The organism is Arthrobacter stackebrandtii (genome assembly GCF_017876675.1).
GTDB lineage: Bacteria > Actinomycetota > Actinomycetes > Actinomycetales > Micrococcaceae > Specibacter > Specibacter stackebrandtii.
Window position 1 is genome coordinate 4,297,385 of record NZ_JAGIOI010000001.1, and the last position, 25,982, is coordinate 4,323,366.

Sequence of the window (25,982 nt, forward strand, 5' to 3'; positions counted from 1 at the left end):
GCACAACAACTACATTTTTTGGAGCCTGCATGTCTAAGAAGCACCCATCCTCCGCAACCGTGATTGGCATTGACATTGGCGGAACCGGCATCAAGGGCGGCATCGTCGAGCTGAAAACCGGCGAGGTCCTGGGCGAGCGCTACCGGATCGACACACCCTCCCCCTCCACGCCCGAGGCCGTTGCCAAGGTGGTCAAGGCCATCGTCGACGAGCTCATGACGCGCGAGCACGCCCCGGACGAGGACGCCCCCGTGGGCATCACCTTTCCGGCCATCATCTCCCACGGCGTGTCGCTCTCGGCTGCTAACGTGGACCAGTCCTGGATCAACGCCAATGTTGATGACATCTTCACCAAGGAACTGGGCCGTCCCGTGCAGGTCATGAACGACGCCGATGCCGCCGGCCTGGCCGAGGCCCGCTACGGCGCCGGCCGCAAGGTCAAGGGCACCGTCCTGGTCATCACCCTGGGCACCGGGATCGGCTCGGCGTTCATCCACGACGGCATCCTCATCCCGAATGTGGAGCTGGGCCACTTGGAACTGGACGGCTTTGACGCCGAGTCGAAGGCCTCGGCCAGCGCACGCGAACGCGACGACCTCACGTGGGACGAATACGCGGTCCGGCTGCAGCGCTATTTCTCCCACGTGGAGTTCCTCTTCTCCCCCGAGCTGTTCATCATTGGCGGCGGCATCTCCAAGCGCAGCGAGGACTACCTGCCCCAGCTGAAGCTGCGCACGCCGATCATCCCGGCGGAACTGGCCAACAACGCCGGCATCGTGGGCGGCGCGCTGCAGGCCGCCGTGCACTTCAAGATCACGAAGTAATCCCCCATGGCCGGCTCCTTGGGTGTTGCCATTGTCACGGGAGCCAGCCGCGGGATTGGCGCCGCCACGGCACGCCTGGCAGCCCGGGCCGGGTACGCCGTCGTGGTCAACTACAGTGCTGACGACGGCGGCGCCTCCCAGGTGGTCCGCTCCATCACCGCGGCCGGCGGCCTGGCCCAGGCCGTCAAGGCGGATGTCAGCAGCCCCGACGACGTCCGGGCCCTCTTCGATGCGGCGCAAGCCATGGGAAGGGTGCGTGCCGTCGTTAACAATGCAGCCATCACCGGCGATATGATCGGCCCGCTGGTGGACGTCCCTCCGGACGTCGTCAGGCGGGTCCTCGACGTCAACGTGGCAGGCATGTTGTTCATGTGCCAGGAGGCCCAGCGGCGCATGTCCACCGCCACGGGCGGCAGCGGCGGCGGCATCGTCAACATCTCCTCGACAGCGGTCAAGGCGGGCTCCCCGGGAACGTGGGTGCACTATGCCGCGTCGAAGGGCGCCGTGGACGTCCTGACTGTCGGCTTCGCCGCAGAGGCGGCGGCGCACGGGATCCGGGTCAACGCGGTCTCCCCCGGCGCCACCAACACGGGGCTGCACGCGGCGGCGGGGGCACCCGACCGCGTGGCGCGGCAGGCCCACCTGGTTCCGCTGGGCCGCGGCGGGGAGCCGGAAGAAGTTGCAGCCGCGGTGATGTGGCTGCTCAGCGACGAGGCGTCCTATGTGACCGGAGCGATCCTCCCGGTGGCCGGCGGCCGGTAGCCTTTCCCGAAGTTCTATGACGCAGCTGGTGCATCAAAAATGCCAAGAAAACGCTTTCCAACAGCAACAACTGCGTCACAGTCGCGTGCGGGGGCTACTTTGTGCCGGCGGCCTGTGACTCGCTGCGCAGCTGGGCAATGGCGGACTCGAAGTCCTCGAGGGAGTCGAAGGCCTGGTAGACGCTGGCGAAGCGCAGGTACGCCACGAGGTCGAGCCGGCGCAGCGGCGCAAGGATGGCCAGGCCGACGTCGTTCGCGTCAATCTCCGCCGCCCCGCTGGCGCGAATGGATTCCTCAACTTCCTGGGCCAGCATGGCGAGGTCGTCGTCCGTTACGGGGCGACCCTGGCATGCCTTGCGCACGCCGCTGATGACCTTGGAGCGGCTGAACGGCTCGGCCACGCCGGAACGCTTGGTGACGGACAAGCTGGCCGTTTCCACGGTGCTGAAGCGGCGGCCGCATTCGGTGCACTGCCGGCGCCGCCGGATGGATGAGCCGTCGTCCGACAGGCGCGAGTCAACCACCCGCGAGTCGGGATTGCGGCAAAACGGGCAGTACATGCTGGTCCCTTCCGGTCATGGTTCACCCCAAGTGTAGGGCGAGATTCAGGCAAATTACAATCGCGTAATTACCCCCGGACCGAGGCGGTCCGGGGGTTTTCGCACAGGCTACGGAAAGCGGACTGCCACCGCGTCACCGTGCGCCGGCCATCCCTCCGCCTTGGAGAGCGTGATGACGTGCCCGGCCACCTCGGCCAGTGCGTCCTTCGAGTAGTTGATCAGCTGGACGGCACGCAGGAACGTGGTCACATTCAGTCCCGAGGAGAACGCCGCCGTGCCGCTCGTGGGCAGCACGTGGTTGGACCCGGCGCAGTAGTCGCCCAGGCTGACGGGGCTGTACTCCCCCACAAAAATGGCGCCGGCATTGATGATGCGGGCCGCGACAGCCTGGGCATCGGCGGTCACCACTTCCAGGTGCTCGGCTGCATAGGCATTGCAGACCGCCACGCCCTGGTCGATCCCGTCCACCAGCACGATCCCCGACTGCGGGCCGGACAGCGCGGTTTCCACGCGTTCGCGGTGCGCCGTCCGTGCCACCTGGACACCCAGTTCGCGCTCGACGGCGTCGGCCAGCTCGGGCGAGTCCGTCACCAGCACGGAGGCAGCGTTGGGATCGTGCTCGGCCTGGCTGATGAGGTCGGCGGCAACGAACACGGGGTTGGCGGTGGAGTCGGCCAGGACAGCGATTTCCGTGGCGCCTGCCTCGGAATCGATGCCCACCACGCCCTTGACCAGGCGCTTGGCCGTGGCGACGAATATGTTGCCGGGGCCGGAAACAACGTCAACGGGGTCGATGGTGTCGCCGCCACCGTTGGGGCCGGTGCCGGCGTCAACGCCGTAGGCGAAGGCGGCGATGGCCTGTGCCCCGCCCATGGCGTAGACCTCGTCAATGCCAAGCAGGGCAGCCGCGGCAAGAATGGTCTGTCCCGGCATCCCCCCGTTTTCCTTTTGCGGCGGGGAGGCCAGGGCGATCGAGGCCACGCCCGCGGCCTGGGCGGGGACGGCGTTCATGATGACGGAGGACGCCAGCGGGGCAAGGCCGCCTGGGACGTACATGCCCACGCGGGAGACCGGAACCCAGTGCGAGGACACCACGGCGCCGCTGGCCACCTGGAAGTCAACGTTGGCGGGCTTCTGGGCCTCGGCAAACGCGCGGGCCCGGGCGATGGATTCCTCGAGCGCAGCCCGTACGGTGGGGTCCACGGTCTCCAGCGCCTCGGCGAGTGCCGCGGCGGGGACCCGGGGATGTTCCTGGGCAACGCCGTCGAACTTGTGTGCCAGATCCGCAAGGGCGGCATGGCCGCGGCCCCTGACGTCGGCGATGATGGCGGAAACGGCCGCTTCGGCCGTGGCCACGGTTGAGGCGGCAGTGCGGGGCACGGCGTTTTTCAGCTCTGCCAGGCCCAGGGCGCGGCCGCGCAGGTCGGTTCGTTTCAGGGTTACGGATGCCACGGGGGATTCAAGGTTGCTCACAACTGCCAAGTTTACCCGGGAAGCGGCTCCGCACCCTCCCGTGTCTCGGATGCCGGCTTGTCGCCCATGTAGATGGAAATCAACTGGGCCCACACCACCAGGAGGCTGCTGGCCAGGGGCCACAACAGGAGCACGGTGGGGCTGCGCAGGGAGAAGACGATGCTGGGGTTGGCCATGTTGTCCGGCGGGGTCTGGAACAGGTCACCGGCAAACACGCCGATGCGCCAGGCGAGGACCGACGCCGCGAGGCAGCCCAGGACCATGCACAGGTACATCGGCAGGGAAAGCCCGGCACCGCCCCGCGGCATCTTCCAGCCGCGCAGTGCCAGCACGCCGGTTGCCACGCCCGCGGCAAGGAGCAGCAGGCCGAGTGTGAGGTCGCGCGGGAGCCACGTCTGGTAGTCGGTGCCGCTGCCGTAAAAAGCGCCGCCCGGGGCCGCCAGCCACCACGTGATGCCAGCGACGATTCCCGTGGCGGCGAAGAACAGCGCCCACGCGCCCCACGGTTCCTTTGCCTTGTTGCGGCGGCTCCTGCGAGACGCCAGCGCACCCAGGGCGGGGTGTCCGGCGTCGGGCATGGGGCCGGATGCCGGAACGGGCGCACGCCCAAAACCGGGCGCAGAAGCGTCCGCAGGGCCGGGAGCTTCCCAGGGCGCCGGGGCGGGTGCGGGGGTGTCCCCGGGGAACGGCGTGCCGGGGCCCATCAGCCTTCCAGACATGTGGGGCCGAGCAGCACCTTGAGGTCGCCGAAGAGCGCAGGCGTGGGGTTCACCCTGTGGTGCAGTGGCAGCTGCATGACCTTCACCGAACGGCTGCCGGAGAGGTGCATCTTGACCTCCGTGTTGCCCCGGTGGTCATTGAGGACCGACTTCAGAGACTCCAGGATGGGCTCGTTGGCCTTGTGTTCCGGCATGGAGATCACGAGCGGTCCGGCCATGCCCTCGCTGAGGTCCGGGACGGAAAGTTCCATGGCGTTGAGGGTGATCGCGCCGTCGTCGCGCTTTTGCAGGCGCCCCTTGACCACCACGATCAGGTCCTCGGCAAGCACCGTGGCGATGGGGCCGTAGACCTGGCCGAAGAACATGACCTCGAGCGAGCCGCCCAGGTCCTCCACCTCGCAGCGGGCGTACGGGTTGCCGCTGCTCTTGGCGATGCGTCGCTGCAGGTTGGTGATCATGCCGGAGATGGTGATGATGTGCCCGTCCTGGGGCCCGTCGTCGGCGAGGACCTGTGTAATGGACATGTCCGCATTCTGGCTCAGGACACCCTCGAGGCCGCGCAGGGGGTGGTCGGAGACGTACAGGCCCAGCATGTCGCGTTCGAAGGCGAGCTTGTCCTTCTTTTCCCATTCGGGCAGGTCCGGGATTTCGGTGGTGAGCGCCGATTCCGGCTCCTCGTCGCCGCCCAGCCCGGCGAAGAGGTCAAACTGTCCCACCGCCTCGTTGCGCTTGATGGTGATGACCGAGTCGACGGCTTCTTCGTGGATCATGGCGAGTGCGCGGCGGTTGTGGCCAAGGGAGTCGAAGGCTCCCGCCTTGATGAGCGATTCAATGGTGCGCTTGTTACACACCACGGCCGGGACCTTCATGAGGAAGTCGGAGAAGTTCTCGAAGTTGCCGCGTTCCACCCGGGATTCCACCAGGCCGTTGACCACGTTGGCGCCCACGTTGCGGATGGCGCCCATGCCGAAGCGGATGTCGGTGCCGACTGGGGTGAAGTTCAGTGCGGACTCGTTGACGTCGGGCGCCAGGACGGTGATGCCCATGTGCCGGCACTCGTTCAGGTACAGGGCCAGCTTGTCCTTGTCATCGCCGACGCTGGTCAGCAGCGCCGCCATGTATTCGGCCGGGTGGTGTGCCTTCAGGTAGGCGGTCCAGTAGCTGATGACGCCGTACGCGGCGGAGTGGGCCTTGTTGAACGCGTAATCGGAGAACGGCAGCAGGATGGCCCACAGGGTCGCGACGGCCTCGTCCGTGTAGCCGTTGTCGATCATGCCCTGGTGGAAGCCCTCATACTGCTTGTCCAGTTCCGACTTCTTCTTCTTGCCCATGGCGCGGCGCAGGATGTCTGCGCGGCCCAGCGAGTAGCCGGCCAGCTTCTGCGCAATGGACATGACCTGCTCCTGGTACACGATCAGCCCGTACGTTCCACCCAGAATTTCCGCCAGCGGCTCTTCAAGCGTGGGGTGGATGGGGGTGATCGGCTGCAGGCCGTTCTTGCGCAGCGCATAGTTTGTGTGCGAGTCGGCGCCCATGGGGCCCGGGCGGTACAGGGCCAGGACGGCGGAAATGTCTTCGAAGTTGTCCGGCCGCATCAACTTCAGCAGGGACCGCATGGGCCCGCCGTCGAGCTGGAAGACGCCCAGCGTGTCGCCGCGGGCCATGAGCTCATAGGAGGGGGCGTCGTCGAGCGGCAAATGCTCCAGGTCAAGGTCGATGCCCTTGTTCGCCTTGATGTTCTCCAGCGCGTCGGTGATGATCGTGAGGTTTCGCAACCCCAGGAAGTCCATCTTGATCAGGCCCAGGCCCTCGGATGTGGGGTAGTCAAACTGGGTGATGACCTGCCCGTCCTGGATGCGGCGCATGATCGGGATGACGTCGATGATGGGGTCCGAGGACATGATCACGCCGGCGGCGTGCACGCCCCACTGGCGCTTGAGCCCCTCCAGGCCCTTGGACAGTTCGAAGACCTTGCCGGCTTCCGGGTCCGTGTTGATCAGGTTGCGGAAATCCTGGGCCTCGCCGTAGCGCTTGGCCTCCGGGTTTTCAATGTCGCTGAGGGCAATGTCCTTGGCCATGACGGCGGGGGGCAGTGCCTTGGTCAGCATTTCACCCATGCTGAACGGGTGGCCCAGCACGCGGGAGGAGTCCTTCAGCGCCTGCTTGGTCTTGATGGATCCGTAGGTGACGATCATGGCAACGCGCTCGTCGCCGTACTTCTCCGTCACATACTTGATGACCTCGTGGCGGCGTCGATCATCGAAGTCCACGTCGAAGTCGGGCATGGAGACGCGCTCGGGGTTGAGGAAGCGCTCAAAGATCAAACCGTGGCGCAGCGGGTCAAGGTCGGTGATGCGCATGGCGTAGGCCACCATGGAGCCGGCGCCGGAGCCGCGGCCGGGGCCGACGCGGATGCCCTGGTTCTTGGACCAGTTGATGAAGTCGGCGACCACCAGGAAGTAGCCGGGGAAGCCCATGCGGATGATGACGTCCAGCTCGTAGTCGGCCTGCTTGCGGACGTCGTCCGGGATGCCGGCCGGGTAGCGGTACTTCAGGCCGGCGTCGACTTCCTTCACCAGCCACGACGTCTCGTCCTCCCCCGGCGGGCAGGGGAACTTGGGCATGTAGTTGGCGTCGGTGTTGAAGGAGACGTCGCAGCGCTCAGCGATCAGCAGCGTGTTGTCGCACGCCTCGGGCAACTCCGAGAACAGCGACCGCATCTCTGCGGCCGACTTCAGGTAATAGCCGCTGCCGCTGAAGGCAAAGCGCTTGCCGCCCTCGTCATAGGTGGGTTCGCTCAGCGTGGAGCCCGACTGGAGCGCGAGCAGGGCCTCGTGCGCCTTGGCGTCGTGCTCGTGCGTGTAGTGGAGGTCGTTGGTGGCCAGCAGCGGAATGTCCAATTCCTTGGCCAGGCGCAGCAGGTCCTTCGTGACCCGCCGCTCAATGTCCAGGCCGTGGTCCATCAGCTCACAGAAGTAATTCTCCTTGCCGAAGATGTCCTGGAATTCGGCGGCGGCGGCCTTGGCCTCGGTGTACTGGCCCAGGCGCAGGCGGGTCTGGACCTCGCCGGAAGGGCAGCCGGTGGTGGCGATGATGCCGGGGTGATACAGGTTCAACAGTTCCCGGTCCAGCCGCGGGTACTTGCCGAGCGGGGAATCCAGTGAGCCAAGCGATGACGCGCGGAACAAGTTGCGCATGCCCTGGTTGTTGTAGCTGAGCAGGGTCATGTGCGTGTAGAAACCGCCGCCGGAGACGTCGTCCTTGCGCTGGGAATCCTCCGTGCGCCACTTGACCCTGGACTTGTCCGTGCGGGCCGTGCCCGGGGTGATGTACGCCTCGACGCCAATGATCGGCTTGATGCCGGCATCCGTGGCCTTGCGCCAGAAGTCGTAGGCGCCGAACAGGTAGCCATGGTCGGTGGTGGCCAGGGCCGGCATCTTGAGCCGGTTGGCCTCCTCGAACAGTTCGGTCAGGCGCGCCGCACCGTCCAGCATGGAGTATTCGGTGTGCGTATGGAGATGGACAAAACTGTCAGTCGATGAGCTAGCCACCGAACCATTCTACGTGGCGAAACTGGAACCCCGCCCAGCCGCGCCGGACCCTCCCTGCGTCCCGCCGTTCGCCGCGGAAGGACGACGGCGGGAGGTGCCGGTGGGCGAGGCTGCGCGTGAAAAGCCCGACGCCATTGCAGCAATGGCGGCTTTTTCATGGACACGTCCGCACTCAGTAGTGCGGTGCGACAGGGTTGACCAAAAACCAGCCATTGCTGCGACGGCGTCCTGGAGAAACTTGCCAGTGCTGCGATGGGGTCAGTGTTCGCCGCGGAGGTGGTCCAATGCGTAGGAGAGGTCCTGCGGGTAGGGGCTCGTGACGCTGACCAGGTCTCCGGTGCTGGGGTGGGTGAAGGCCAGCTTGTGGGCGTGCAGCCACTGGCGGGTCAGGCCCAGTTCGGCGGCCAGTGTGGGGTCGGCCCCGTAGGTGAGGTCCCCGGCGCAGGGGTGGCGGAGTGCGGAGAAGTGCACACGGATCTGGTGCGTGCGGCCCGTCTCCAGGTGCACCTCCACCAGTGACGCCTTGCCAAACGCCTCAAGCACCTCGTAATGCGTGATGGAATCGCGCCCGTCCTCAATCACGGCAAAGCGCCAGTCATGGCCGGGATGGCGGCCGATCGGCGCGTCGATGGTCCCCTGCAGGGGATCGGGCAGGCCCTGGACCACGGCGTGGTAGATCTTCTCCACCGTGCGGTCGCGGAACGCCTGCTTCAGCACAGTGTAGGCGTGCTCCGTCTTGGCCACCACCATGGCACCGGAGGTTCCCACGTCGAGGCGGTGCACAATGCCCACCCGCTCCGGTGCGCCGGACGTGGAGATCCGGTAACCGGCAGCAGCCAGCCCGCCCACGACCGTGGGGCCCACCCAGCCCGGCGACGGGTGCGCGGCCACTCCCACGGGCTTGTCAACCACGACAAAGTCGTCGTCATCGAGCAGGATGTCCAGCCCGTCCACGGGCTCCACCACCACTTCGAGCGGGTCGCGGCGTTCGGGAATCGTGACCTGGATGCTGGCGCCGGCCTTGAATTTCTCGCTCTTGCCCATGGCGGCGCCGTCCTGGAGCACGTTGCCCTCGGCGCACAACAGTGCTGCAGCGGAACGGGAGATGCCCAGCAGGGCTGCCAGACCGGCGTCGGCCCGGCTGCCGGCAATCTCGCCCGGCACCTGGAATGTCTCAGTCATTGCTGTCCCCTTCCGGCGTGTCCTGCTGCGCTGCTGCCTTCCGGGCGCCCGCCTTGGGCTCCTCCACGGAACGTGTGCCGTCCAGGCCGATGCCCAGCAGTGTCAGCAGGCAGATGACGATGACCCCGCCCACCACGGCCATGTCGGCCATGTTGAAGATAGCGAAGTTGGGGAAGGAGATGAAGTCCACCACGTGGCCCATGCCGAACGACGGCGGTCGGAACAGCCGGTCTGTCAGGTTGCCCAGGGCGCCGCCGAGGACCAGGCCAAGGCCGATGGCCCACCACACGGAGCGGATGCGCCGGGACATGACGATGATCGCCGCGGCAACCACCGCCATGATGATCGTGAACACCCACGTAAAGTTTTCACCGATTGAGAAGGCCGCCCCGGAATTGAGGATGTGGTACCACTGCAGCACGCCCGGAATGACCGGTGTCTGCTCCCCGAGTTCCATGGTGGAACTGACCCACCATTTGGTCAATTGGTCGCAGGCGTAGGCAAATGCGGCAACACCGATCCAGATCAGCCAGAAGGACCATCGGAAGGTTTTGGCGCCGGGCTTCTGTGCCGGCTGTGGATTCTCGCTCATGGTGCTTTCGGGTGGTCGGGACACGAAGTATCTACTCAATCATAGGCGGCGCGGCGAAGGCACCTGCATGCGTGGCGGCACGGCTGCCGGGCAAGGGGGAAACAACCGGTGCGGTCGCCTCGTGGGCCCAAACGGGCAAACAAAAGCCGGCGGTCAGGTTCCCCTGTGCCGCCGGCTTGTGTCTTGTTGCTTAGGAATCCGAGCTGCTCTCGGAGAAATCAGGTGCTGCCACCGACCCGCGTGCATCCAGGTCACGCAGCTGGCCCTCGATGTACGTCTTCAGGCGCGTCCGGTAGTCGCGCTCGAATCCGCGCAGCTGCTCAACCTTGCGCTCCAGTACGGAACGCTGCTGCTCCAGGGCACCGAGCGTCTTGCGGCTCTTCTCCTGGGCGTCGTTGACAAGTGCACTGGCCTCGATCTGTGCCTCGGCAATGATCTTGTCGCGCTGCTCAACACCGGAGTTGACGTATTCGTCGTGCAGGCGCTGCGCCAGGGCGATGACGCCCGTGGCCGATTCGGCACTGTCTGCGGCTGCCGGCGCGGGGGCCGGTGCTGCAACAGGTGCTGCCACGACGGGCTCGGGAACGACGGGCTTGGGGGCCTCGGGTTCGGGAACGACGGTCTTCTCAACGACCGGCGCTTCCTTCACGGGCAGCGCCGCCGCCTGTGCAGGAACGGTGCCCGTGCTGGCTTCAGCCTGGGCAAGCTGCTTGCGCAGGTCGTCATTTTCCTGGTGCAAGCGACGGAGTTCCACGACGATCTCGTCAAGAAAATCGTCGACTTCGTCCTGGTCGTAGCCTTCACGGAACTTCGTTGGCTGGAACCGCTTGTTGACAACGTCTTCTGGCGTAAGCGCCATGTAGTCACCTCATTGCTCTTAGTGAGTCAGCATCCGGCCGAAACCATACCGACTACGGTGCCTATACAAATCTGGAGATCTGCATCGGGGGGTCTATCGTTTTTTACACTATAACTTTTCCGCAGCGAAAACTAACGACGCGGCGCTAACTCGCCAAACTTTTTGTGACACTCATCCCAATTCCCACGGCCACGATCAATAGCAAGAAGCCGATATCCAGCGCCACGGAGCCTATCCGCAGGGGTGGGATCATGGCCCTCAATTTGCGCAGCGGCGGGTCGGTGAGCCGGTAGATCAGCGACGCGCCGACGAGTGCGGCACCCTTGGGACGCCAGTCACGGGCAAACACCTGCACCCAGTCGAACGCCATCCTCACCAGCAGGGCAAGGAAGTACAGGAACAACAAGACATAAAGAACAGCAAAAACAATTGTCACGCGGGTACACACAATCTCTAGGTTGAGAAACTCTCGTGGAACTTTAGTCCAAGAATAGTCCACCCGGCCCGCAGCAGGCTGGGAGGACCCTTCGTGGCTCGTGTGTTAAACGACCAGCCCGGGCACAACGTGCCCGGGCTGGTCAATGGAGGCGCTGCTGGGGCCTAGCTCTGGTTGAAGAAGCTGGCCTGGGTGTCTGAAATCTTCTTGTCGTCGCCCAGCACCTCGATGTATGACGGTGAGAGAAGAAACACCTTGTTGGTCACACGCTCAATGGAACCGCGGAGGCCGAACACCAGGCCGGCGGAGAAGTCCACGAGCCGCTTGGCATCGGCTTCGCCCATGTCCGTGACATTCATGATGACCGGAATGCCGTCACGGAAACTCTCGCCAATGATCTTCGCATCATTATACGAGCGGGGGTGGACGGTGGTGATCTGGCGCAAACTAACTGCCTCTTCCCGATTTGATGCGGCACGCTTGATGGGGGTTACCGGGGCCCGGTATTCTTCGTCGCCGGCCTTGGGTGCGGGCGCTTCCTGGACAGGGGCGGCAACGGGCGCGGCTTCACGCACGGGCACCTCAGAATAGTCGTCGTCCTTGGCGAACTGCGGCGCATGCTCGGCGTCGTACTGCTCGTCACCGTCAGCGAGCCCAAGAAAGATCATTGTCTTGCGCATAGCGCCAGCCATGGTTGCTCCTCATTAGTTATGCAAAGCACAAAACTCTGTGATGATACGTTGTGCAGGAAATTCCGTTGTTGCCAACACCCAAAACGCTACAGCACGGCCGGGCGGGGTCCGAGTATATCGGAACCGACACGCAGGTGTGTCGCCCCGTATGCCAGCGCGGTTTCCAGGTCGTGGCTCATGCCGGCCGAGATCCATTTGGCTTCCGGATGTTCGCCCACCAGCTGTCCGGACAGTGCAGCCAGCAGTTCGAACGCCGGCTCCGGGTCTACGCCCAGCGGCGCCACCGCCATGACGCCCGCCAGTTCCAGCGCCTCACTGGCGCCAATGCGCTCGGCAAGCCCCATCATGGACGACGGCGCCAGCCCTCCCCTGCCGCTGCCGGCAGGGGCGGCCAGCTCCGGGTAGGCGCCGGAAAGGTCAAGCTGGATGTAGCAGCGCAGCTTGGCCCGGGCCGACTCCTGCTGCTCAGCCACCATGGCCCGGTCCAGCGCCTTGGCCAGCGACGGGCGGTCGATGGAATGGACGGAGTGGGCGTAGCGGGCCACGGACTTGGCCTTGTTACTTTGCAACTGGCCTATGAAGTGCCACCGCAGGTCGGGGTCGGCCACTTCGGCTGCCTTGGCGGCAGCCTCCTGGTCCCGGTTCTCGCCCACATCCGCCACGCCCAGGAGGCGCAAACGCTGCACATCGGTTCCTGGGTGGAACTTGGTGACCACAATGAGTGTTGGTTCGGCGGCATCCGCCGCGGGCCGGGCAGCGGCTATGCGACGGCGTACGCCGTCGAGCCGCTCGGCAAGCTGGGTGGTGCGGGCATCGTCAAGGGACAAATAATTCACATTTCCTTTAAGGTGCTGGGCCCGTCAGGGCCGCGGTGTTGCCGTGACCAGCCCGATGAAGCGGCCTTCTGGTTCGCCGTCGCGCTGGGACCGGCGGTGGGAGTAGTAGCGGCTGTCTTCCAGGGTGCAGATTCCGCTTGCGTGGGCCGTGACGCCGTGGGCGCGCAATTGGGCGAGCACTGCTGCCGGCAGGTCCAGCGCCGGTGTGCCCCAGCTGGTGGTGGCATGTGCCTGCGGGACCCGGGCCGCAACGGATGCCCGCATGTCCTCGGGGACCTCGTAGCAGGAACCGCAGATACTGGGGCCAAGCCAGGCTTCGATGCCAGCCGCGCCCGCATGCTGCAGCTGGGACACGACTGAGTCGATGACCCCCGCCTCCACCCCCGGCCGCCCGGCGTGGGCGACGCCCAGCAGCGGCTCCCCGCCGGAACCGGTGCCCACCAGGACCACGGGGACACAGTCGGCCACCATGACGGCCAGGCCGGCGGCCGGGCCGGACACGTTTGCGGGGTCAAGCACCATGGCGTCTGCCGTGGGTGCGGCGGAGCCCTGTTCGCCGCCGGCAACGACGGCTGTGTGCGCCCCGTGCACCTGGTTCATCCAGGCGATGGAACCGCCGGCGGCGGCCGCCACGGCCGCCACGGCGGCCCGGTGTTCGGCGACGCGTGCGGGGTCGTCACCCACGTGAAAGGCCAGGTTGCCTGCCGTGGTGTCGGTGAAGCCGACCCTGATTCCGGGGCGAACTTCCTTCATGGACCACATGCGGGCAACCTGACCATTCATGATTCACCGGCAGCACAGTGCCGGCAGGGGCGGATCTTACTTCAGGAAGTCGGGGACATCCAGGTCGTCGGAACGGTGACCGGTGAGGTCGGGTTCGACGATCGCGGGCAGCTCAACATCAAAACCGCCGTCGGCCGGAACGTGGGCCCCGGACTGGGTGCTCCACTGGTTCAGGTTGGTGACAGTGGCGCTGGCCGGTTCCGCCAGGGGCGCCGGAGGGGCGACGGCGACTGCCGGCTCCGCTGCGGCGGCCTCGGCCTCGGGTGCGTCAAAGCCGGCGGCAATGACGGTGACGCGGACCTCGTCGCCGAGGGCGTCGTCGATGACCGCACCGAAGATGATGTTGGCCTCCGGGTGGGCCACTTCCTGGACCAGCCGCGCGGCCTCGTTGATCTCGAACAGGCCGAGGTCGGAGCCGCCCTGGACGGACAGCAGCACGCCGTGGGCGCCGTCGATGGAGGCTTCCAGCAGCGGTGAGGCGATGGCCAGTTCCGCGGCCTTGACGGCCCGGTCCTCTCCGCGGGCCGAACCGATGCCCATGAGGGCCGAGCCGGCACCCTGCATGACCGACTTCACGTCGGCAAAGTCAAGGTTGATCAGGCCGGGGGTGGTGATCAGGTCGGTGATGCCCTGGACACCGGACAGCAACACCTGGTCGGCGGAACGGAAGGCGTCCATGACCGAGACGTTGCGGTCGCTGATGGACAGCAGGCGGTCGTTGGGGATCACGATGAGCGTGTCGACCTCATCGCGCAGCGCCTCGATGCCGCTGTCGGCGCTGGAAGCGCGGCGTCGTCCCTCGAAGGTGAAGGGGCGCGTTACCACGCCAATGGTCAGGGCGCCGAGGGTCCGGGCAATGCGCGCCACAACGGGGGCGCCGCCGGTTCCGGTGCCGCCTCCTTCACCTGCGGTGACGAACACCATGTCGGCCCCGCGCAGAACCTCTTCGATCTCCTCCGCGTGGTCTTCGGCCGCCTGCCGCCCGACATCCGGGTTGGCGCCGGCCCCGAGGCCGCGCGTCAGTTCGCGGCCGACGTCAAGCTTGACATCTGCGTCGCTCATCAGCAGCGCCTGCGCGTCGGTGTTGATGGCGATGAATTCCACGCCGCGCAGACCCACGTCAATCATGCGGTTCACTGCATTTACTCCGCCGCCGCCGATACCGACGACTTTGATGACTGCCAAGTAATTCTGGGGTGCTGCCACGTTACGTGTCCCTTGTTCGTTTGTTGCTTCGAAGATCAAAAAGTGTTGCTTCGCCGGCTCCGCCAGCGGTCCCGGCAGGCCCCTCAGCGTCGATCCTGAGATGAACCTTTCAGTTCCACTTGAAGCTTTGCCAGCTTAACCTTCAAGTTGAAGGTTATAGTTATGTCAAGTAACTCTTGTCAGTGACGCTATGGTGCATCCGCCCCGCATGCAATTACCACTGCCGCGTGTCGCATGAATCCGGCCAAAAAACCACGCATTCCCCCGCCAGGCACCTGCCTGGCGGATTATTTTCACGCCCGCACCATCATCTCACCTTTACCGCGTCACCGGATGGCGCGGGGCGCTGACGTCAAAGACGTTGACGGGCGCCGGTTCGGGCTCTCCGGGTACGGGCTCCGGGGCGGGTGCCGTCAGCAGCGCTTCCAGCACCACGGCCTTGAGCTCCATGTCGCTGGCATCCCCCCAGATGACGCTTCGTCCGTCGACCAGCTTCAGCTCCACGGCGTCGGGTGAGGCGGCTGTGGCATTGGCCAGCTGGGACAGGATTGTCTGGGGCAGGTTCGCCAGCACGGCCGTCATCGCCTTGAAGGTGTCCTGCCCGATCACGGCCTTGCCGCCGTCGATCAGTGGCAGCGGCACGGATGCCGGGTCCGCGGTGGAGCCAAGCTCCACCCCGTCCGGGTCCACCAGGAGGTAGCTGTCTTCATTCTTGAGCAGGGCCACAGGCACCCGCTCCACAATGTGGACCAGCAGCGTGGACGGCGGCTTGGCCTCAATGCTGGAACTTTTGACCTGCACCACCGGCTCCAGCAGCTTCTGGACGTCCTCGGCCGTCACCTGCGGCAGGGGTCTGCCGTAGACAGGCGCGATGGCATGGTCCAGGATCTTCGGGTCCACGAGCTTCTGTCCGTCAAAGACCACCGTCTTGACGGCCAGGACAGGGGAAAACAGGGCGAAGGACATGACCAGGGCCAGCACGGCCAGAACGCCGGCCGTTCCATAGATGACGGCTCGGCGCCTGCGCTTGTGTGCAGGCATGGGAAAGGCCAGCACCTGCGCGTCAGTGCCGGCGTCCCCCGGTGCATGTTCCTCCCGTGCCGTTCCGGCGGCGGGACCGGGCCGGGAGGCGCCGGATCCGGCAGGCTTGGCCGCGCCGGGCCGGGGCGTGGCGGTTTTCCCAACGCCCGCCGTGGCTGATGCGGGTTCAGCGGGCGTGGCAGCTGCAGGGCCGGCCTTCCGGGAAGGGGCCTGGGCGCCCGAACCCGTCACCGGGCCGGGTACGGCCCTGGCCTTGGCCTTGACCTTCCCGCGAACCGGCTGCACTCCGCGCGCTTTTCCGCCGTCCGGCAGCGGTTCGACGGACACCTTTGAACTGGTGCTGCGCACCGCCCCCGCAGCCGGTGCGGCCTGGACCCGGGCACCGTCAGAGGACGGTCCAGCCGGCAGGTTCCGCGCCTGGCCATCACCGGCCGACGCCTCATGCGCCGGCGCTTCCTGCGCCTGCGGGTCGGCGGAGATGCCCGGGCCGTCGTGCCCCGGGCGGGTGCGAATGACGCGCGGCTTGCGCGGCTCAGCCATGGCCGTGCCCCTGCAGCGCAGCCACAAGATCGGGCCCAAGCTCCGTGACGTCTCCTGCGCCAACCGTCAAGATGATGTCCCCAGCGACGGCCCCGCCAGCCAGCTGTGCGACGGCCGCGGCAGTGTCCGGCGCGTAGCCGGTGGGCTTGTGCAGCCGGGAAGTGATGAGTTCGCTCGTGACGCCGGGGACGGGGTCCTCGCGGGCCGGGTAAATGTCGAGCACGGCCACGGTGTCGGCCAAGTCCAGCGCCTGCGCAAATTCGGCGGCAAATTCTGCCGTGCGGGAGAACAGGTGCGGCTGGAACAAAACGTGTACCTTGTGTGATCCCGCCACGGTGCGGGCTGCATGAAGGGCGGCGGTGACCTCGGTGGGGTGGTGGGCGTAGTCGTCGTACACGGCCACGCCGCGCCCCTCCCCCTTGGCTTCAAAGCGGCGTGCGGCACCGCTGAACTGGGCCAGGCCGGCAACGGCAGCGGAAAGGTCAACACCAAGGACCACAGCCACGGCCAGGGCGGCCGCGGCGTTGCGCAGGTTGTGGTCGCCGGGAACGCCAAGCCGCAGTTCCACCTCCTGGGCCTCCCCGCCCGGCAGCAGCCCGGAACGCACCACCACGGAGGCGCTGGTGCGCAGCCCGTCCCGCTCCCCCGGGACCAGCCGAATGTCCGCACCGTCGGCGAAACCGTAGCCCAGGCAGCGGGTCCCCGCAGCGGCGGCGTGCGCAGCCAAGGCGGCCGATCCGGCGTCGTCCAGGCAGGCCACCAGCGTGCCGTCGGCCGGCAGCAGGGCCACAAAATCCTCGAAGGCGGCAAAGACGGCCTCGGCCGTGCCGTAGTGGTCCAGGTGGTCGGCCTCCAGGTTGGTGACGACGGCCACTTGCGGGCGGTAGTTGAGGAAGGAGGCGTCGGATTCGTCGGCCTCGGCCACAAACACGGGTGCCGTGCCGTGGGCCGCGTTGACGCCGAGCCCCTGCACCGTGCCGCCCACCGCGAAGGATGCGTCCACCCCGGCGGCCCGCAGCATGACGGTGGCCATGGAGGTCGTGGTGGTCTTGCCGTGGGTGCCGGCGATCGCCACGACGGCGTCGTCCGCCATGGCGGAGGCCAGCGCCTGTGAACGGTGCAGCACGCGCAGCCCCGCGGCCCTGGCGGCAGCCAGCTCAGGGTTGGACTCGCGGATGGCGGTGGATACCACCACGGTGTCGGCCCCGGCGACGTTTCCGGCGGCCTGGCCCAGGAACACGGCGGCGCCCATGCCCTTGAGCTGTTCCAGCCCGGCAGAATTCCGGGCGTCGGAGCCGCTGACGGCAACACCCTGCCCCAGCATGATGCGGGCGATCGCGGACATGCCCGCCCCGCCCATGCCGATGAAGTGCACGCGGCCGAGTTCAGCCAGTGTCGGTGGAATGTAAGCCACGGGGGTTGTTTCCTTCCTCATGCGCTGGGCGTCCCGCCAGCGGCAAATACCATGTCGGCCATGCGTTCTGCGGCGTCTCGAATGCCGTGCCGGGCAGCGGCCGCCCCCATCTGTTCCAGCCGGGGGCCGTCCAGGACCAGCGGCACCAGTTCGCGCTCGATCCAAGCTGCGTCAAGGTCTCCGTCGGCAACCAGCACTGCTGCGTCCGCGCGCACCAGTTCGTCGGCGTTGCGGGCCTGCTCACCGTTGCCAATGGGCAGCGGGACAAACACTGCGGGAAGCCCGACGGCGGCCACCTCCGACACCGTGCCCGCGCCTGAGCGGCACAGCAGCAGGTCGGCTGCCGCGTAGACATCCGCCATGGTGTCCACATACTCGCGCTGGCTGTACAGGGGGGCAGCAAGCGTCGTGCCGTCGTCGTTGAGGACCGGCTTGCCCTTGCCTGTGATGTGGAGGGTCTGGATGCCGGCCGCGGACAGCGCGGACAGGGCTCCGGACACGGCAGTGTTCAGCCGCAATGCGCCCAGTGAGCCGCCGGTGACGATCAGTGTGGGCAGCTCCGGGTCCAGGCCCAGGCGTTCGCGGGCACCGGCACGGGCGCCGGCACGGTCCAGCCCGGCAATGTCGGCCCTCATGGGCATGCCCACCAGGTGGGCGTGGCGGATCTTGGTTGCGGCAAAGGCCGTGCCCACATGGCTGGTGAACCGGGCCCCCACCCTGTTGGCCAGGCCGGCCCGGGTGTTGGCCTCATGGATGACGATCGGCACGCCGAGTGACTTTGCGGCCAGGTACATGGGGGTGCAGACATAGCCTCCCACACCCACCAGCACGTCAGCCCCGGCGTTGTTGAGGATGGCCTTGGCCGTGGTGACGGCCTGCCGCATGCGCACGGGCAGCCGGGCCAGGTCCGCGGAGGGCCGCCGCGGCAGCGGGATGCGTTCAATGAAGGCAAGTTCGTGCCCGGCTGCAGGGACCAGCGTCTCCTCGAGCCCGCCCCTGCTGCCCACGGCCACGATCCCGGCCCCGGGCTGCTGTTTCCGGATGGCGGCGGCGATGGCCAGCAGCGGGCTGACATGCCCGGCAGAACCGCCCCCGGCCAATACGACGGACAGCGGCTGCCCCTGGCGTTCCGGGCGGCGCTCCGCCGGTGTCTGGTTGTGGTGCTGCATCATTGGCTTTTCTTGGTGCTTTCTGCTGTGGTGCGGGCCGGCGTGCTGCCAGTTCGCAAAGTGCTGCGGCCCCGTGCGCCGCGGCGCTGCGTGCCGGACGGTTCGGTGCGTGAGAAGGACAGGACCACGCCAATGGCGGCAAGGACCATGATCAGCGCTGTGCCGCCATAGGAAATGAGGGGAAGGGGCACGCCGATCACGGGCAAAAGGCCCACCACCACGGAAATGTTGACCACGGCCTGGCCGATGATCCAGGTCAGGATCATGCCGCAGGTGACCCTGGCGAAAGTGTCGTTGCGCGTGTTGATGACGCGGAAGATGGCGTAGGCCAGGACGGCGTACAAGGCCACGATGACGATGGTGCCCATGAGGCCGAATTCCTCGCCAATGATGGCGAAGATGAAGTCGTTGTGCGCTTCGGGGATCCAATTCCATTTCTGCCGGCTCTGCCCCAGGCCCACACCGAACCACCCGCCAGAAGCCAGGGCATACACACCGTTGAGGTACTGGTCGCAGGAGCCGGCCACGCTGCAGTCTCCCAGCCAGCTGGCAAAGCGGCCAGTCCGGTTGTCGCTGGAAATGTTGGCCACCAAGGCGACAATGGCGGCAGCTGCCACGGCCACTCCAAGGGTCCAGGCGCGCACACCTGCGAACGTCAGGCCCGCCAGGACCATGATTCCGACAATGACGGCGGTGCCAACGTCATGGCCCAGCAGGATCAGCACCAGAATGATTCCGGCGCCCACACCCACGGGCAGGACGACGTGCACGAAGTCGCGCACCAGGCGCCCCTTGGCGGCAAGCACAGCGCCCATCCAAACGGCCAGGGCAAGCTTGGCGGCTTCTGACGGCTGGAACTGGATGCCGGCCAGGTTGACCCAGTTCAGGTTGCCGTTGACGTTCACCCCGAGCGGCGTAAACACGAGCACGAGCAGGGCCATGGCGAGGAGCATCAGGAACGGCGCGAGCTTGCGCCAAAGGGCCTGGGACACGCACGAGAGCACGAACATGAGCATGAGGCCGCCGACGGCAAAGGCCGACTCCTTGATGAAGAGGTCGTAGGGGTCCTCCCCCTTGGAAATGGTTTCGGCCGTGGAGGCCGAAAGCACCGTCATGCGCCCGATCATGGTCAGCGCAATCGTGGTGCCGACGATCCAGTAGTACCAGACGGTGGGACGGCCGACCCTTGCGTTGAACCAGTCCCGGAACCCCTGAAAGGGCCGGGTCCGTGCGGACTTGCCCCGGCCGACTGGATGCGACACCGCGGGCTTGGCGGCAGCCGGCTTGGCAGTACCGGTTGTGGGTTCGGAAGGTTTAGCAGCCGGCTTGGCTGCAGCCCGCCCGCCTTGGGCGGGCCCGGCACCCTTCCCTGCACGGGGTCCTCCTGTGGCGCCCCGTCCCGGCTGTGTGGGTGTCCTGGCCACTAGGAGTCCCTGTCGGCGCTCGCCCGTGATTCCAACAGCTCCCGGACGGCGTCCATGAACGCCTCGCCCCGGTGCGCGTAGGAGGTGAACTGGTCCATGGAGGCCGACGCCGGCGCCATCAGCACGGTGTCCCCGTCCTGTGCCAGGGAGTCGGCCATGGCAACGGCCTCGGCCATCACGGCGTCCCCGCGCAGTGCGGAGGTGTCGGCATGGCGTCCGCCTTCGGCCCGGGTCGCCATGACCTGGACGGCCGGTGCATGTGCGGCGAGGGCGGCTGCGAGGTCCGAGCTGTCGGCGCCGATCAGGATCACGGCCTTGAGCCTGGCCGCGTGGGCCTTGACCAGGTCGTCGTAGTTGACGCCCTTGGACAGTCCGCCTGCAATCCAGATGACGGGCTTGAAGGAGGCCAGGGAGGCGGCGGCGGCATGCGGGTTGGTGGCCTTGGAGTCGTTGACCCACAGCACACCTTCCGCGGTGGCGACAGGCTGGATGCGGTGTTCACCGTTGTGGTAGGCCACCAGGCCTGCCCGGACGTGCTCCGGCTTCAGGCCGTAGGCAAGCACCAGGGCTGCTGCAGCGGCGGCGTTGGCGACGAGGTGGCGGGGCACGAGGTCGCCGATGTCGCTGACCTTGGCCAGCTCGGCGGCCGAGTCCTTGCGCTCGGCAATGAAGGCCCTGTCAACCAGCAGGCCTTCCACGACGCCCACCATGCTGATGGAGGGGATGCCGGTGGTGAATCCCACGGCACGGCAGCCTTCCTGCACGTCGGCCCCCTCAACCATCCGCTCGGTCTCGATCTGCTCGGCGTTGTAAACACAGGCGACCCGCGTGTTGTTGTAGATCTTGGCCTTGTCCGCGGCGTAGTTCTCAAAGCTGCCATGCCAGTCGACATGGTCTTCGGCCAGGTTCAGGCAGACGCTGGACACGGGCGCCAGTGACTGCGTCCAGTGCAGCTGGAAGGTGGAAAGTTCCACGGCCAGGGCATCCCAGCCCTCGGGGTCCCGGACTGCGTCGAGAATGGGCGTGCCAATGTTCCCGGCGGCGATGGCGCGCAGCCCGGCCACCTGCAGCATGGATTCCACCATGGTGGTGGTGGTGGTCTTGCCGTTGGTGCCGGTGATGGTGATCCATTCGGCCGTCCTGCGGCCTTCCTTGGTGCGCACGCGCCAGGCCAGCTCGACGTCGCCCCAGATGGGAATGCCTGCCTGCGCCGCGGCGGCCAGCAGCGGGTGGCTGGGCCTGAAGCCGGGGCTGGTGACGACCAGTTCTGCGTCCCGTCCGTCAACCAGGGGCAGCACGGTGGAGGTTTCCTCGCCGAGGAGCACATCCTTGACGCCCACGATCTTGAGGGTGTCGGCGTTGCCGCGTGCCTCGTCGTCGTCCGCGGCGGCAACCACCACAACATGGGCGCCCAGCTCGGCGAGGGTGTCCGCCACGGAGAAACCGGTCTTGCCGATTCCGGTGACGACCACGCGCAGCCCGGCCCAGTCGGCATCCCAGCTGGTCAGCGACTCGAGTCGGTTTTCCATCACATTCACAGTCGTACAATCCATTCAGCGTAAAAGGCTCCCAGGCCCACGGCCACCATCAGTCCGGCGAGGATCCAGAAGCGGACCACCACTGTCACTTCCCGCCAGCCCTTGAGCTCAAAGTGGTGCTGCAGGGGCGCCATGAGGAAGACACGCTTGCCCTTGGTCAGCTTGAAGTAGCCCACCTGGATGATGACGGAGCAGGAGATCAGCACGAACAGGCCGCCGATGATGGGCAGGAGCAGTTCGGTGCGGGAGAGGATGGCGAAGCCGGCAATGGCGCCGCCGATGGCGAGGGAGCCGGTGTCGCCCATGAAGATCTTGGCCGGGGAGGTGTTCCACCACAGGAAGCCGATCAGTGCAGCGAACATGATGACGGAGATCAGGGACAGGTCCAGCGGGTCGCGCACTTCGTAGCAGACGGAGTCGGCGGGGAACTTCCGGGACCCGCAGGCCTGGCTGCTCTGCCAGAGGCCCATGAGCGTGTAGGCGCCGAACACCAGGATGGCGGCACCGGTGGCCAGGCCGTCGAGGCCGTCCGTGAGGTTCACGCCGTTGGTGGCGGCGGTGATGATGAAGTTGGACCACAGGATGAACAGCACGACGCCGAGCCCGGCCCCGGCGAACGCCAGGTTCAGCCAGGGAATGTCGCGGGCAAAGGAGATGAACGTGCTGGCCGGGGTGACCCCGGCGCTGTTGGGGAAGCCCAGCGCCATGACGGCGAAGGAAATGCCCACCACGGCCTGCCCGATCAGCTTGCCCTTGGGGTCAAGGCCGGTGTTGTGCTGCTTGGTGATTTTCAGGAAGTCGTCAAGGAAGCCCACCAGGCCCATGCCCACCATGAGGTAGATCATCAGCAGGCCCGACGCCGAGGGGCCGGGCAGGTTGGGGTTCATCAGCCACACGAGCAGGTGGGTGATGAAATAGGCCGCCACGACGGAGCCGACCACCACGGTGCCGCCCATGGTGGGGGTGCCGCGCTTGATCTGGTGGGTGGTGGGGCCGTCCTCGCGGATGATCTGTCCGTAGCCTTTTTTAACGAGGAAGCGGATGAACAGGGGGGTGCCGATCATGGCAAAGGCGAGAGCCAAGCCTGCACCGATAAGCAATGCAATCATGGCTGGGCGGTCCTTTCACCGGGGGTGTTGTCAGTGGTTTGTTCGGGGTGCTCCCCCGTGGGTAATGCTATCCGATCGCCCAGGAATCGAAGGCCCGCGCCATTCGAGGACTTGAATAAAACTATGTCTCCGGGCGCCAGTTCCGCCCGCAGCACCGCCTCCGCAGCGTCGGCGTCGGGCACGAACATGGATTCGTCCCCCCAGGAACCTTCCATGACGGCGCCCACGTGCATGGCCCGGGCGCCGGCGCCCACCACCAGCAGGCGGGAGATGTTGAGGCGGACGGCGACACGGCCCACGAGGTCGTGCTCGAGGACGGAGTCTGTGCCAAGTTCAAGCATCTCCCCCAGCACGGCCCAGGTGCGCCGGGTGCCGCTGCCGCCGAGTTCGGCGAGGGTTCGCAGGGCAGCCCGCATGGATTCCGGGTTGGCGTTGTAGGCGTCGTTGATGACGGTGACGCCGTCGCTGCGGTCAGTGCGTTCCATCCTGTGCCGGCTCACGGGCCCCTGGCTATTCAGCGAGTCGGTGATGGCCGACGGCGCGACGCCCAGGGCGTGCGCCGTGGCGGCGGCCGCAAGCAGGTTTGCCACGTGGTGCAGGCCAAGCAACCGGCTGCTGACAGCAAAGCTGCCCGGGGTGCCGGGGAAGGAAAGGTCAAATTCGGGGTGTCCGTCGGCGTTGGTGCGCACCCCGCGGGCCTGCACGGTGCCGGCCGCTGCGCGGTTCGCGGACCCGGCGCCGGCTTCCGGTGCAGCCTCGGCGTCGGCGCTGCTGAAGAACGTGATTGGTGCGGCGGAGCGTGCGGCCATGGCACGGACCCGGCCGTCGTCAAAGTTCAGCACGGCGCGGCCGGACGGTGCCAGGGCGGCCACCAGCTCGCCCTTGGCCGTGGCGATGTTGTCAATGGAGCCGAACTCGCCGGCGTGGGCGCTGCCGACGCCGAGGACGACGCCGAGGTCCGGGTGGACAATGTTGGCCAGGTAGCTGATCTGGCCCATCTTGGTGGCACCCATTTCAATGATCAGGTAGCGGGTGGTTTCCACTGCCCGGAAGACGGTGAGGGGCACGCCCACCTCACCGTTGTAGGAGCCCACGGGGGCCACGGTTTCCCCGGCCTGCGAGAGGATTCCCTGCAGCAGGTCCTTCGTGGTGGTCTTGCCGGCAGAGCCGGTGATGCCGATGACGTCCAGTGCGGAGTGCTCCCGGATGCGGGACACCACGGCGGCGGCAAGCGTCCCCATGGCGAGGACGGCGTCGGCGACGATGACCGCCGGGAAGGGCGTCCCGGCGTCGTCCGCGGGCACCGCCCGCTCGGCCAGTGCCAGCACGGCACCGGCGGCGAAGGCTGCGGCGAGGAAGTCGTGGCCGTCGGCGTTTTCGCCTGCCTTGGCAACATACATGCCGCCGGGGGCCAGCTCCCGCGAGTCCGTGGCGATGGCCGCCACGTCAATGCGCAGGGCGGGGTCCGTGCCGGCGGTGAGCGTGCCGTTGGTCAGTTCGGCTATCTGGGCCGCGGAAAAATCAATCATCAGTTGAGGACTCTATCGTGCTTGCATTGGTGAGCGGGAATCCGCGGGCGGCCAGGGCCGTGCGCAATTCCACCCTGTCGTCGAGGGAAATATTGACCCCCATGACTTCTTGGTAAACTTCATGGCCGCGTCCCGCGACCAGGATGACATCCTCCGGTCCGGCCAGTTCCACGGCGCGGGTGATCGCGGCGGCGCGGTCCCCGGATTCCTCCACGACCCGGCCCAGGCCTTCGCGGTCGTTGGCTTCGCGGGCCCCGGCCAGGACGTCTGCGCGGATGGCGGCGGGGTCCTCGTCATGCGGGTCGTCGTCGGTGATGATCACCACGTCGGCCCCGCGCGCCACCACGGCACCCATGATGGGCCGCTTGGTGGCGTCGCGCTCCCCCGTGGCGCCGAAGACGGCGATCAACTTCGCCCCTTCGGCCTCGGGCCGGACGGCGTCCAGGGCGCGTTCCAGGGCGTCCGGGTTGTGCGCAAAGTCGACGACGGCCACCGGGGCCGTGCCCACCAGCTGCATGCGCCCGGGCACCTCGATGGTGAAGGGGTCGGCCGTGTCCAGGACGTGCTGGAGCCGGTCCAGGACTACCTGCCGGGCCTCATCCCCCTGCCCGACGGCGGAGCTGGCCGCCGCCGCCTGCGCCAGCAATTCGGTGGCCACCATGAGCAACGCCAGCGCGGCGTTGGCCACGTTGAAGTCTCCCGGCAGGCCCGTGCGGACAGTCAGGACTGCCCCGCGGGGGCCGTGCAGCCCGAAGCGGGAACCCACGCCGTCGCGGCGCACCGAGCGCACCTGCCAGTCGGCCAGGGCATCCGCCGGGGTGCCCAGACTGTCAGTGGCAGGGGCTCCTTCCGGCTGGGGCTGGGCGGTGGCGAGGGTCGTGGTGGGGACTGAGGCCTCCGCCGCCATGCGCCGGCCCCAGGCGTCGTCCACCGTGATGACGGCGTGGCGGGTGTGGGCCGGGGTGAACAGGGCGGCCTTGGTGCTGTAGTAGCCTTCCATGCCGCCGTGCAGGTCAAGGTGGTCCTGGGTCAGGTTGGTGAACCCGGCCACGCTGAATTCCACGGCGTCAACCCGCCCGAAGGCCAGGGCGTGCGAGGAGACTTCCATGGAGGCCGCATCGAGCCCCTTCTCCGCCATGAGGGCCAGCAGCCCGTGCACGTCCGTGGATTCGGGAGTGGTCAGCTTGCTCGGGACGGCCTGCCCGCCGGCCAGAATCTCAATGGTGCCGATCAGGCCCGTGGCCCTGCCCAGTGCCTGCAGCAGGGAATTCAGGAAGTAAGTGGTGGTGGTCTTGCCGTTGGTGCCGGTCACGGCAAACAATTCCAGTGCCCGCGCACCGTCCGGGCGGGCATAGACGGCGGCAGCCACCGCGCCCGTCACGGCCCGCGGGTCCGCGACGGTGAGCACAGGCACACCCGGCGCTCCTCCCAAAAGCCGGGCTCCGGCGTCGTCCGTCAGGATTGCGGCGGCGCCGGCGGCAATGGCGGCAGCGGCGAACTGGGCGCCATGGGCCTTGGCGCCGGGCAGGGCGAGATAGAGGTCGCCGGGGAGGATGGTGCGCGAGTCAAGGCTGACCCCGCCCACCCGGACGGCCCCTGCCTGTCCGTTGAGGGCGGCGGCGGGCACGCCCACAAGGTCAGCCAGTTGGGCCAGCGTGGCCCCGTGGGGGTGCGCAGGACGCAGCGGGGCGGGCGGGTTGTTGACAGGCACGTGCTTGGGATCCTCTGGTTGGTGTGGCGGAAT

General features: G+C 67.1%; 22 protein-coding genes. 2 read left to right on the forward strand and 20 right to left on the reverse strand.

The window, feature by feature from the left end; all coding sequences use genetic code 11:
- Nucleotides 1–29: 29 nt before the first annotated feature.
- Both ppgK and JOF48_RS18840 read left to right on the forward strand, forming a co-directional pair.
- Nucleotides 30–824, forward strand: coding sequence for a polyphosphate--glucose phosphotransferase (gene ppgK / locus JOF48_RS18835; RefSeq protein WP_209683648.1), 795 nt, complete (start codon nucleotides 30–32; stop codon nucleotides 822–824).
- A 6-nt stretch (nucleotides 825–830) separates the two neighbouring features.
- Nucleotides 831–1,586: an SDR family oxidoreductase gene (locus JOF48_RS18840; RefSeq protein ID WP_209683651.1), complete on the forward strand. Its 756-nt coding sequence runs from the start codon at nucleotides 831–833 to the stop codon at nucleotides 1,584–1,586.
- A 94-nt stretch (nucleotides 1,587–1,680) separates the two neighbouring features.
- Here the strand turns inward: JOF48_RS18840 and nrdR are convergent, their stop codons facing one another.
- The 20 genes from nrdR to JOF48_RS18940 form a co-directional block, all read right to left on the reverse strand.
- The gene (gene nrdR, locus JOF48_RS18845) at nucleotides 1,681–2,145 is read right to left on the reverse strand and encodes a transcriptional regulator NrdR (RefSeq protein ID WP_209683654.1); all 465 of its coding nucleotides are present in this window, start codon (nucleotides 2,143–2,145) and stop codon (nucleotides 1,681–1,683) included.
- 108 nt (nucleotides 2,146–2,253) lie between these two features.
- Complete coding sequence (gene hisD, locus JOF48_RS18850) at nucleotides 2,254–3,618, reverse strand: histidinol dehydrogenase (RefSeq protein WP_425353728.1); 1,365 nt, start codon at nucleotides 3,616–3,618, stop codon at nucleotides 2,254–2,256.
- An 11-nt stretch (nucleotides 3,619–3,629) separates the two neighbouring features.
- Nucleotides 3,630–4,337: a hypothetical protein gene (locus JOF48_RS18855; RefSeq protein ID WP_209683659.1), complete on the reverse strand. Its 708-nt coding sequence runs from the start codon at nucleotides 4,335–4,337 to the stop codon at nucleotides 3,630–3,632.
- Nucleotides 4,322–7,888: a DNA polymerase III subunit alpha gene (gene dnaE / locus JOF48_RS18860; protein WP_209683662.1), complete on the reverse strand. Its 3,567-nt coding sequence runs from the start codon at nucleotides 7,886–7,888 to the stop codon at nucleotides 4,322–4,324. The genes JOF48_RS18855 and dnaE overlap by 16 nt, the downstream gene beginning before the upstream one ends.
- 258 nt (nucleotides 7,889–8,146) lie before the next feature.
- The gene (locus JOF48_RS18865) at nucleotides 8,147–9,070 is read right to left on the reverse strand and encodes an RluA family pseudouridine synthase (protein ID WP_209683665.1); all 924 of its coding nucleotides are present in this window, start codon (nucleotides 9,068–9,070) and stop codon (nucleotides 8,147–8,149) included.
- Complete coding sequence (lspA, locus tag JOF48_RS18870) at nucleotides 9,063–9,662, reverse strand: signal peptidase II (protein WP_209683682.1); 600 nt, start codon at nucleotides 9,660–9,662, stop codon at nucleotides 9,063–9,065. Before lspA ends, JOF48_RS18865 begins: the two co-directional genes overlap by 8 nt.
- Nucleotides 9,663–9,852: 190 nt before the next feature.
- On the reverse strand, nucleotides 9,853–10,521 hold the full coding sequence (locus JOF48_RS18875) for a DivIVA domain-containing protein (RefSeq protein ID WP_209683685.1): 669 nt from the start codon (nucleotides 10,519–10,521) through the stop codon (nucleotides 9,853–9,855).
- Nucleotides 10,522–10,666: 145 nt separating this feature from the next.
- The gene (locus tag JOF48_RS18880; protein ID WP_203311613.1) at nucleotides 10,667–10,957 is read right to left on the reverse strand and encodes a YggT family protein; all 291 of its coding nucleotides are present in this window, start codon (nucleotides 10,955–10,957) and stop codon (nucleotides 10,667–10,669) included.
- Between the two features lie 164 nt (nucleotides 10,958–11,121).
- Nucleotides 11,122–11,649, reverse strand: a complete 528-nt coding sequence (locus JOF48_RS18885) for a cell division protein SepF (protein WP_209683689.1) — start codon at nucleotides 11,647–11,649, stop codon at nucleotides 11,122–11,124.
- A gap of 86 nt (nucleotides 11,650–11,735) precedes the next feature.
- Nucleotides 11,736–12,485 carry a YggS family pyridoxal phosphate enzyme gene (locus JOF48_RS18890; protein ID WP_209683692.1) on the reverse strand — a complete coding sequence of 250 codons (750 nt, stop codon included), beginning with the start codon at nucleotides 12,483–12,485 and terminating at the stop codon, nucleotides 11,736–11,738.
- Between the two features lie 24 nt (nucleotides 12,486–12,509).
- Entirely contained in the window at nucleotides 12,510–13,268 is a 759-nt protein-coding gene (locus JOF48_RS18895) for a purine nucleoside phosphorylase YfiH/LACC1 family protein (RefSeq protein WP_245346612.1), read from the reverse strand.
- 36 nt (nucleotides 13,269–13,304) lie between these two features.
- Complete coding sequence (gene ftsZ, locus JOF48_RS18900) at nucleotides 13,305–14,474, reverse strand: cell division protein FtsZ (protein WP_209683695.1); 1,170 nt, start codon at nucleotides 14,472–14,474, stop codon at nucleotides 13,305–13,307.
- Between the two features lie 318 nt (nucleotides 14,475–14,792).
- Nucleotides 14,793–16,055, reverse strand: a complete 1,263-nt coding sequence (locus JOF48_RS18905; RefSeq protein ID WP_209683698.1) for a cell division protein FtsQ/DivIB — start codon at nucleotides 16,053–16,055, stop codon at nucleotides 14,793–14,795.
- A complete protein-coding gene (gene murC, locus JOF48_RS18910) occupies nucleotides 16,048–17,490 on the reverse strand; it encodes a UDP-N-acetylmuramate--L-alanine ligase (protein WP_209683701.1) in 1,443 nt (480 codons plus the stop codon). The genes JOF48_RS18905 and murC overlap by 8 nt, the downstream gene beginning before the upstream one ends.
- The gene (murG, locus tag JOF48_RS18915) at nucleotides 17,487–18,638 is read right to left on the reverse strand and encodes an undecaprenyldiphospho-muramoylpentapeptide beta-N-acetylglucosaminyltransferase (protein WP_209684784.1); all 1,152 of its coding nucleotides are present in this window, start codon (nucleotides 18,636–18,638) and stop codon (nucleotides 17,487–17,489) included. The genes murC and murG overlap by 4 nt, the downstream gene beginning before the upstream one ends.
- Nucleotides 18,638–19,900, reverse strand: coding sequence for a putative lipid II flippase FtsW (ftsW, locus tag JOF48_RS18920; RefSeq protein WP_342591310.1), 1,263 nt, complete (start codon nucleotides 19,898–19,900; stop codon nucleotides 18,638–18,640). Before ftsW ends, murG begins: the two co-directional genes overlap by 1 nt.
- A gap of 161 nt (nucleotides 19,901–20,061) precedes the next feature.
- Nucleotides 20,062–21,591, reverse strand: a complete 1,530-nt coding sequence (gene murD / locus JOF48_RS18925; RefSeq protein WP_245346614.1) for a UDP-N-acetylmuramoyl-L-alanine--D-glutamate ligase — start codon at nucleotides 21,589–21,591, stop codon at nucleotides 20,062–20,064.
- Nucleotides 21,592–21,596: 5 nt separating this feature from the next.
- Entirely contained in the window at nucleotides 21,597–22,709 is a 1,113-nt protein-coding gene (gene mraY, locus JOF48_RS18930; protein ID WP_209683707.1) for a phospho-N-acetylmuramoyl-pentapeptide-transferase, read from the reverse strand.
- Entirely contained in the window at nucleotides 22,706–24,238 is a 1,533-nt protein-coding gene (locus tag JOF48_RS18935; RefSeq protein ID WP_209683710.1) for a UDP-N-acetylmuramoyl-tripeptide--D-alanyl-D-alanine ligase, read from the reverse strand. Before JOF48_RS18935 ends, mraY begins: the two co-directional genes overlap by 4 nt.
- Nucleotides 24,231–25,949 carry a Mur ligase family protein gene (locus JOF48_RS18940; RefSeq protein WP_209683713.1) on the reverse strand — a complete coding sequence of 573 codons (1,719 nt, stop codon included), beginning with the start codon at nucleotides 25,947–25,949 and terminating at the stop codon, nucleotides 24,231–24,233. The genes JOF48_RS18935 and JOF48_RS18940 overlap by 8 nt, the downstream gene beginning before the upstream one ends.
- Nucleotides 25,950–25,982: the final 33 nt, after the last annotated feature.

Bases quoted from the DNA above. Each gene is read 5' to 3' on its own strand.
- mraY (WP_209683707.1), bottom strand. From the start codon at position 22,709: ATGATTGCATTGCTTATCGGTGCAGGCTTGGCTCTCGCCTTTGCCATG.
- JOF48_RS18895 (WP_245346612.1), bottom strand. From the start codon at position 13,268: ATGAATGGTCAGGTTGCCCGCATGTGGTCCATGAAGGAAGTTCGCCCC.
- lspA (WP_209683682.1), bottom strand. From the start codon at position 9,662: ATGAGCGAGAATCCACAGCCGGCACAGAAGCCCGGCGCCAAAACCTTC.
- murC (WP_209683701.1), bottom strand. From the start codon at position 17,490: ATGAGGAAGGAAACAACCCCCGTGGCTTACATTCCACCGACACTGGCT.
- murD (WP_245346614.1), bottom strand. From the start codon at position 21,591: ATGGAAAACCGACTCGAGTCGCTGACCAGCTGGGATGCCGACTGGGCC.
- nrdR (WP_209683654.1), bottom strand. From the start codon at position 2,145: ATGTACTGCCCGTTTTGCCGCAATCCCGACTCGCGGGTGGTTGACTCG.
- JOF48_RS18875 (WP_209683685.1), bottom strand. From the start codon at position 10,521: ATGGCGCTTACGCCAGAAGACGTTGTCAACAAGCGGTTCCAGCCAACG.
- murG (WP_209684784.1), bottom strand. From the start codon at position 18,638: ATGCAGCACCACAACCAGACACCGGCGGAGCGCCGCCCGGAACGCCAG.
- JOF48_RS18840 (WP_209683651.1), top strand. From the start codon at position 831: ATGGCCGGCTCCTTGGGTGTTGCCATTGTCACGGGAGCCAGCCGCGGG.
- JOF48_RS18905 (WP_209683698.1), bottom strand. From the start codon at position 16,055: ATGGCTGAGCCGCGCAAGCCGCGCGTCATTCGCACCCGCCCGGGGCAC.
- JOF48_RS18865 (WP_209683665.1), bottom strand. From the start codon at position 9,070: ATGACTGAGACATTCCAGGTGCCGGGCGAGATTGCCGGCAGCCGGGCC.
- JOF48_RS18855 (WP_209683659.1), bottom strand. From the start codon at position 4,337: ATGTCTGGAAGGCTGATGGGCCCCGGCACGCCGTTCCCCGGGGACACC.
- JOF48_RS18885 (WP_209683689.1), bottom strand. From the start codon at position 11,649: ATGGCTGGCGCTATGCGCAAGACAATGATCTTTCTTGGGCTCGCTGAC.
- JOF48_RS18935 (WP_209683710.1), bottom strand. From the start codon at position 24,238: ATGATTGATTTTTCCGCGGCCCAGATAGCCGAACTGACCAACGGCACG.
- ppgK (WP_209683648.1), top strand. From the start codon at position 30: ATGTCTAAGAAGCACCCATCCTCCGCAACCGTGATTGGCATTGACATT.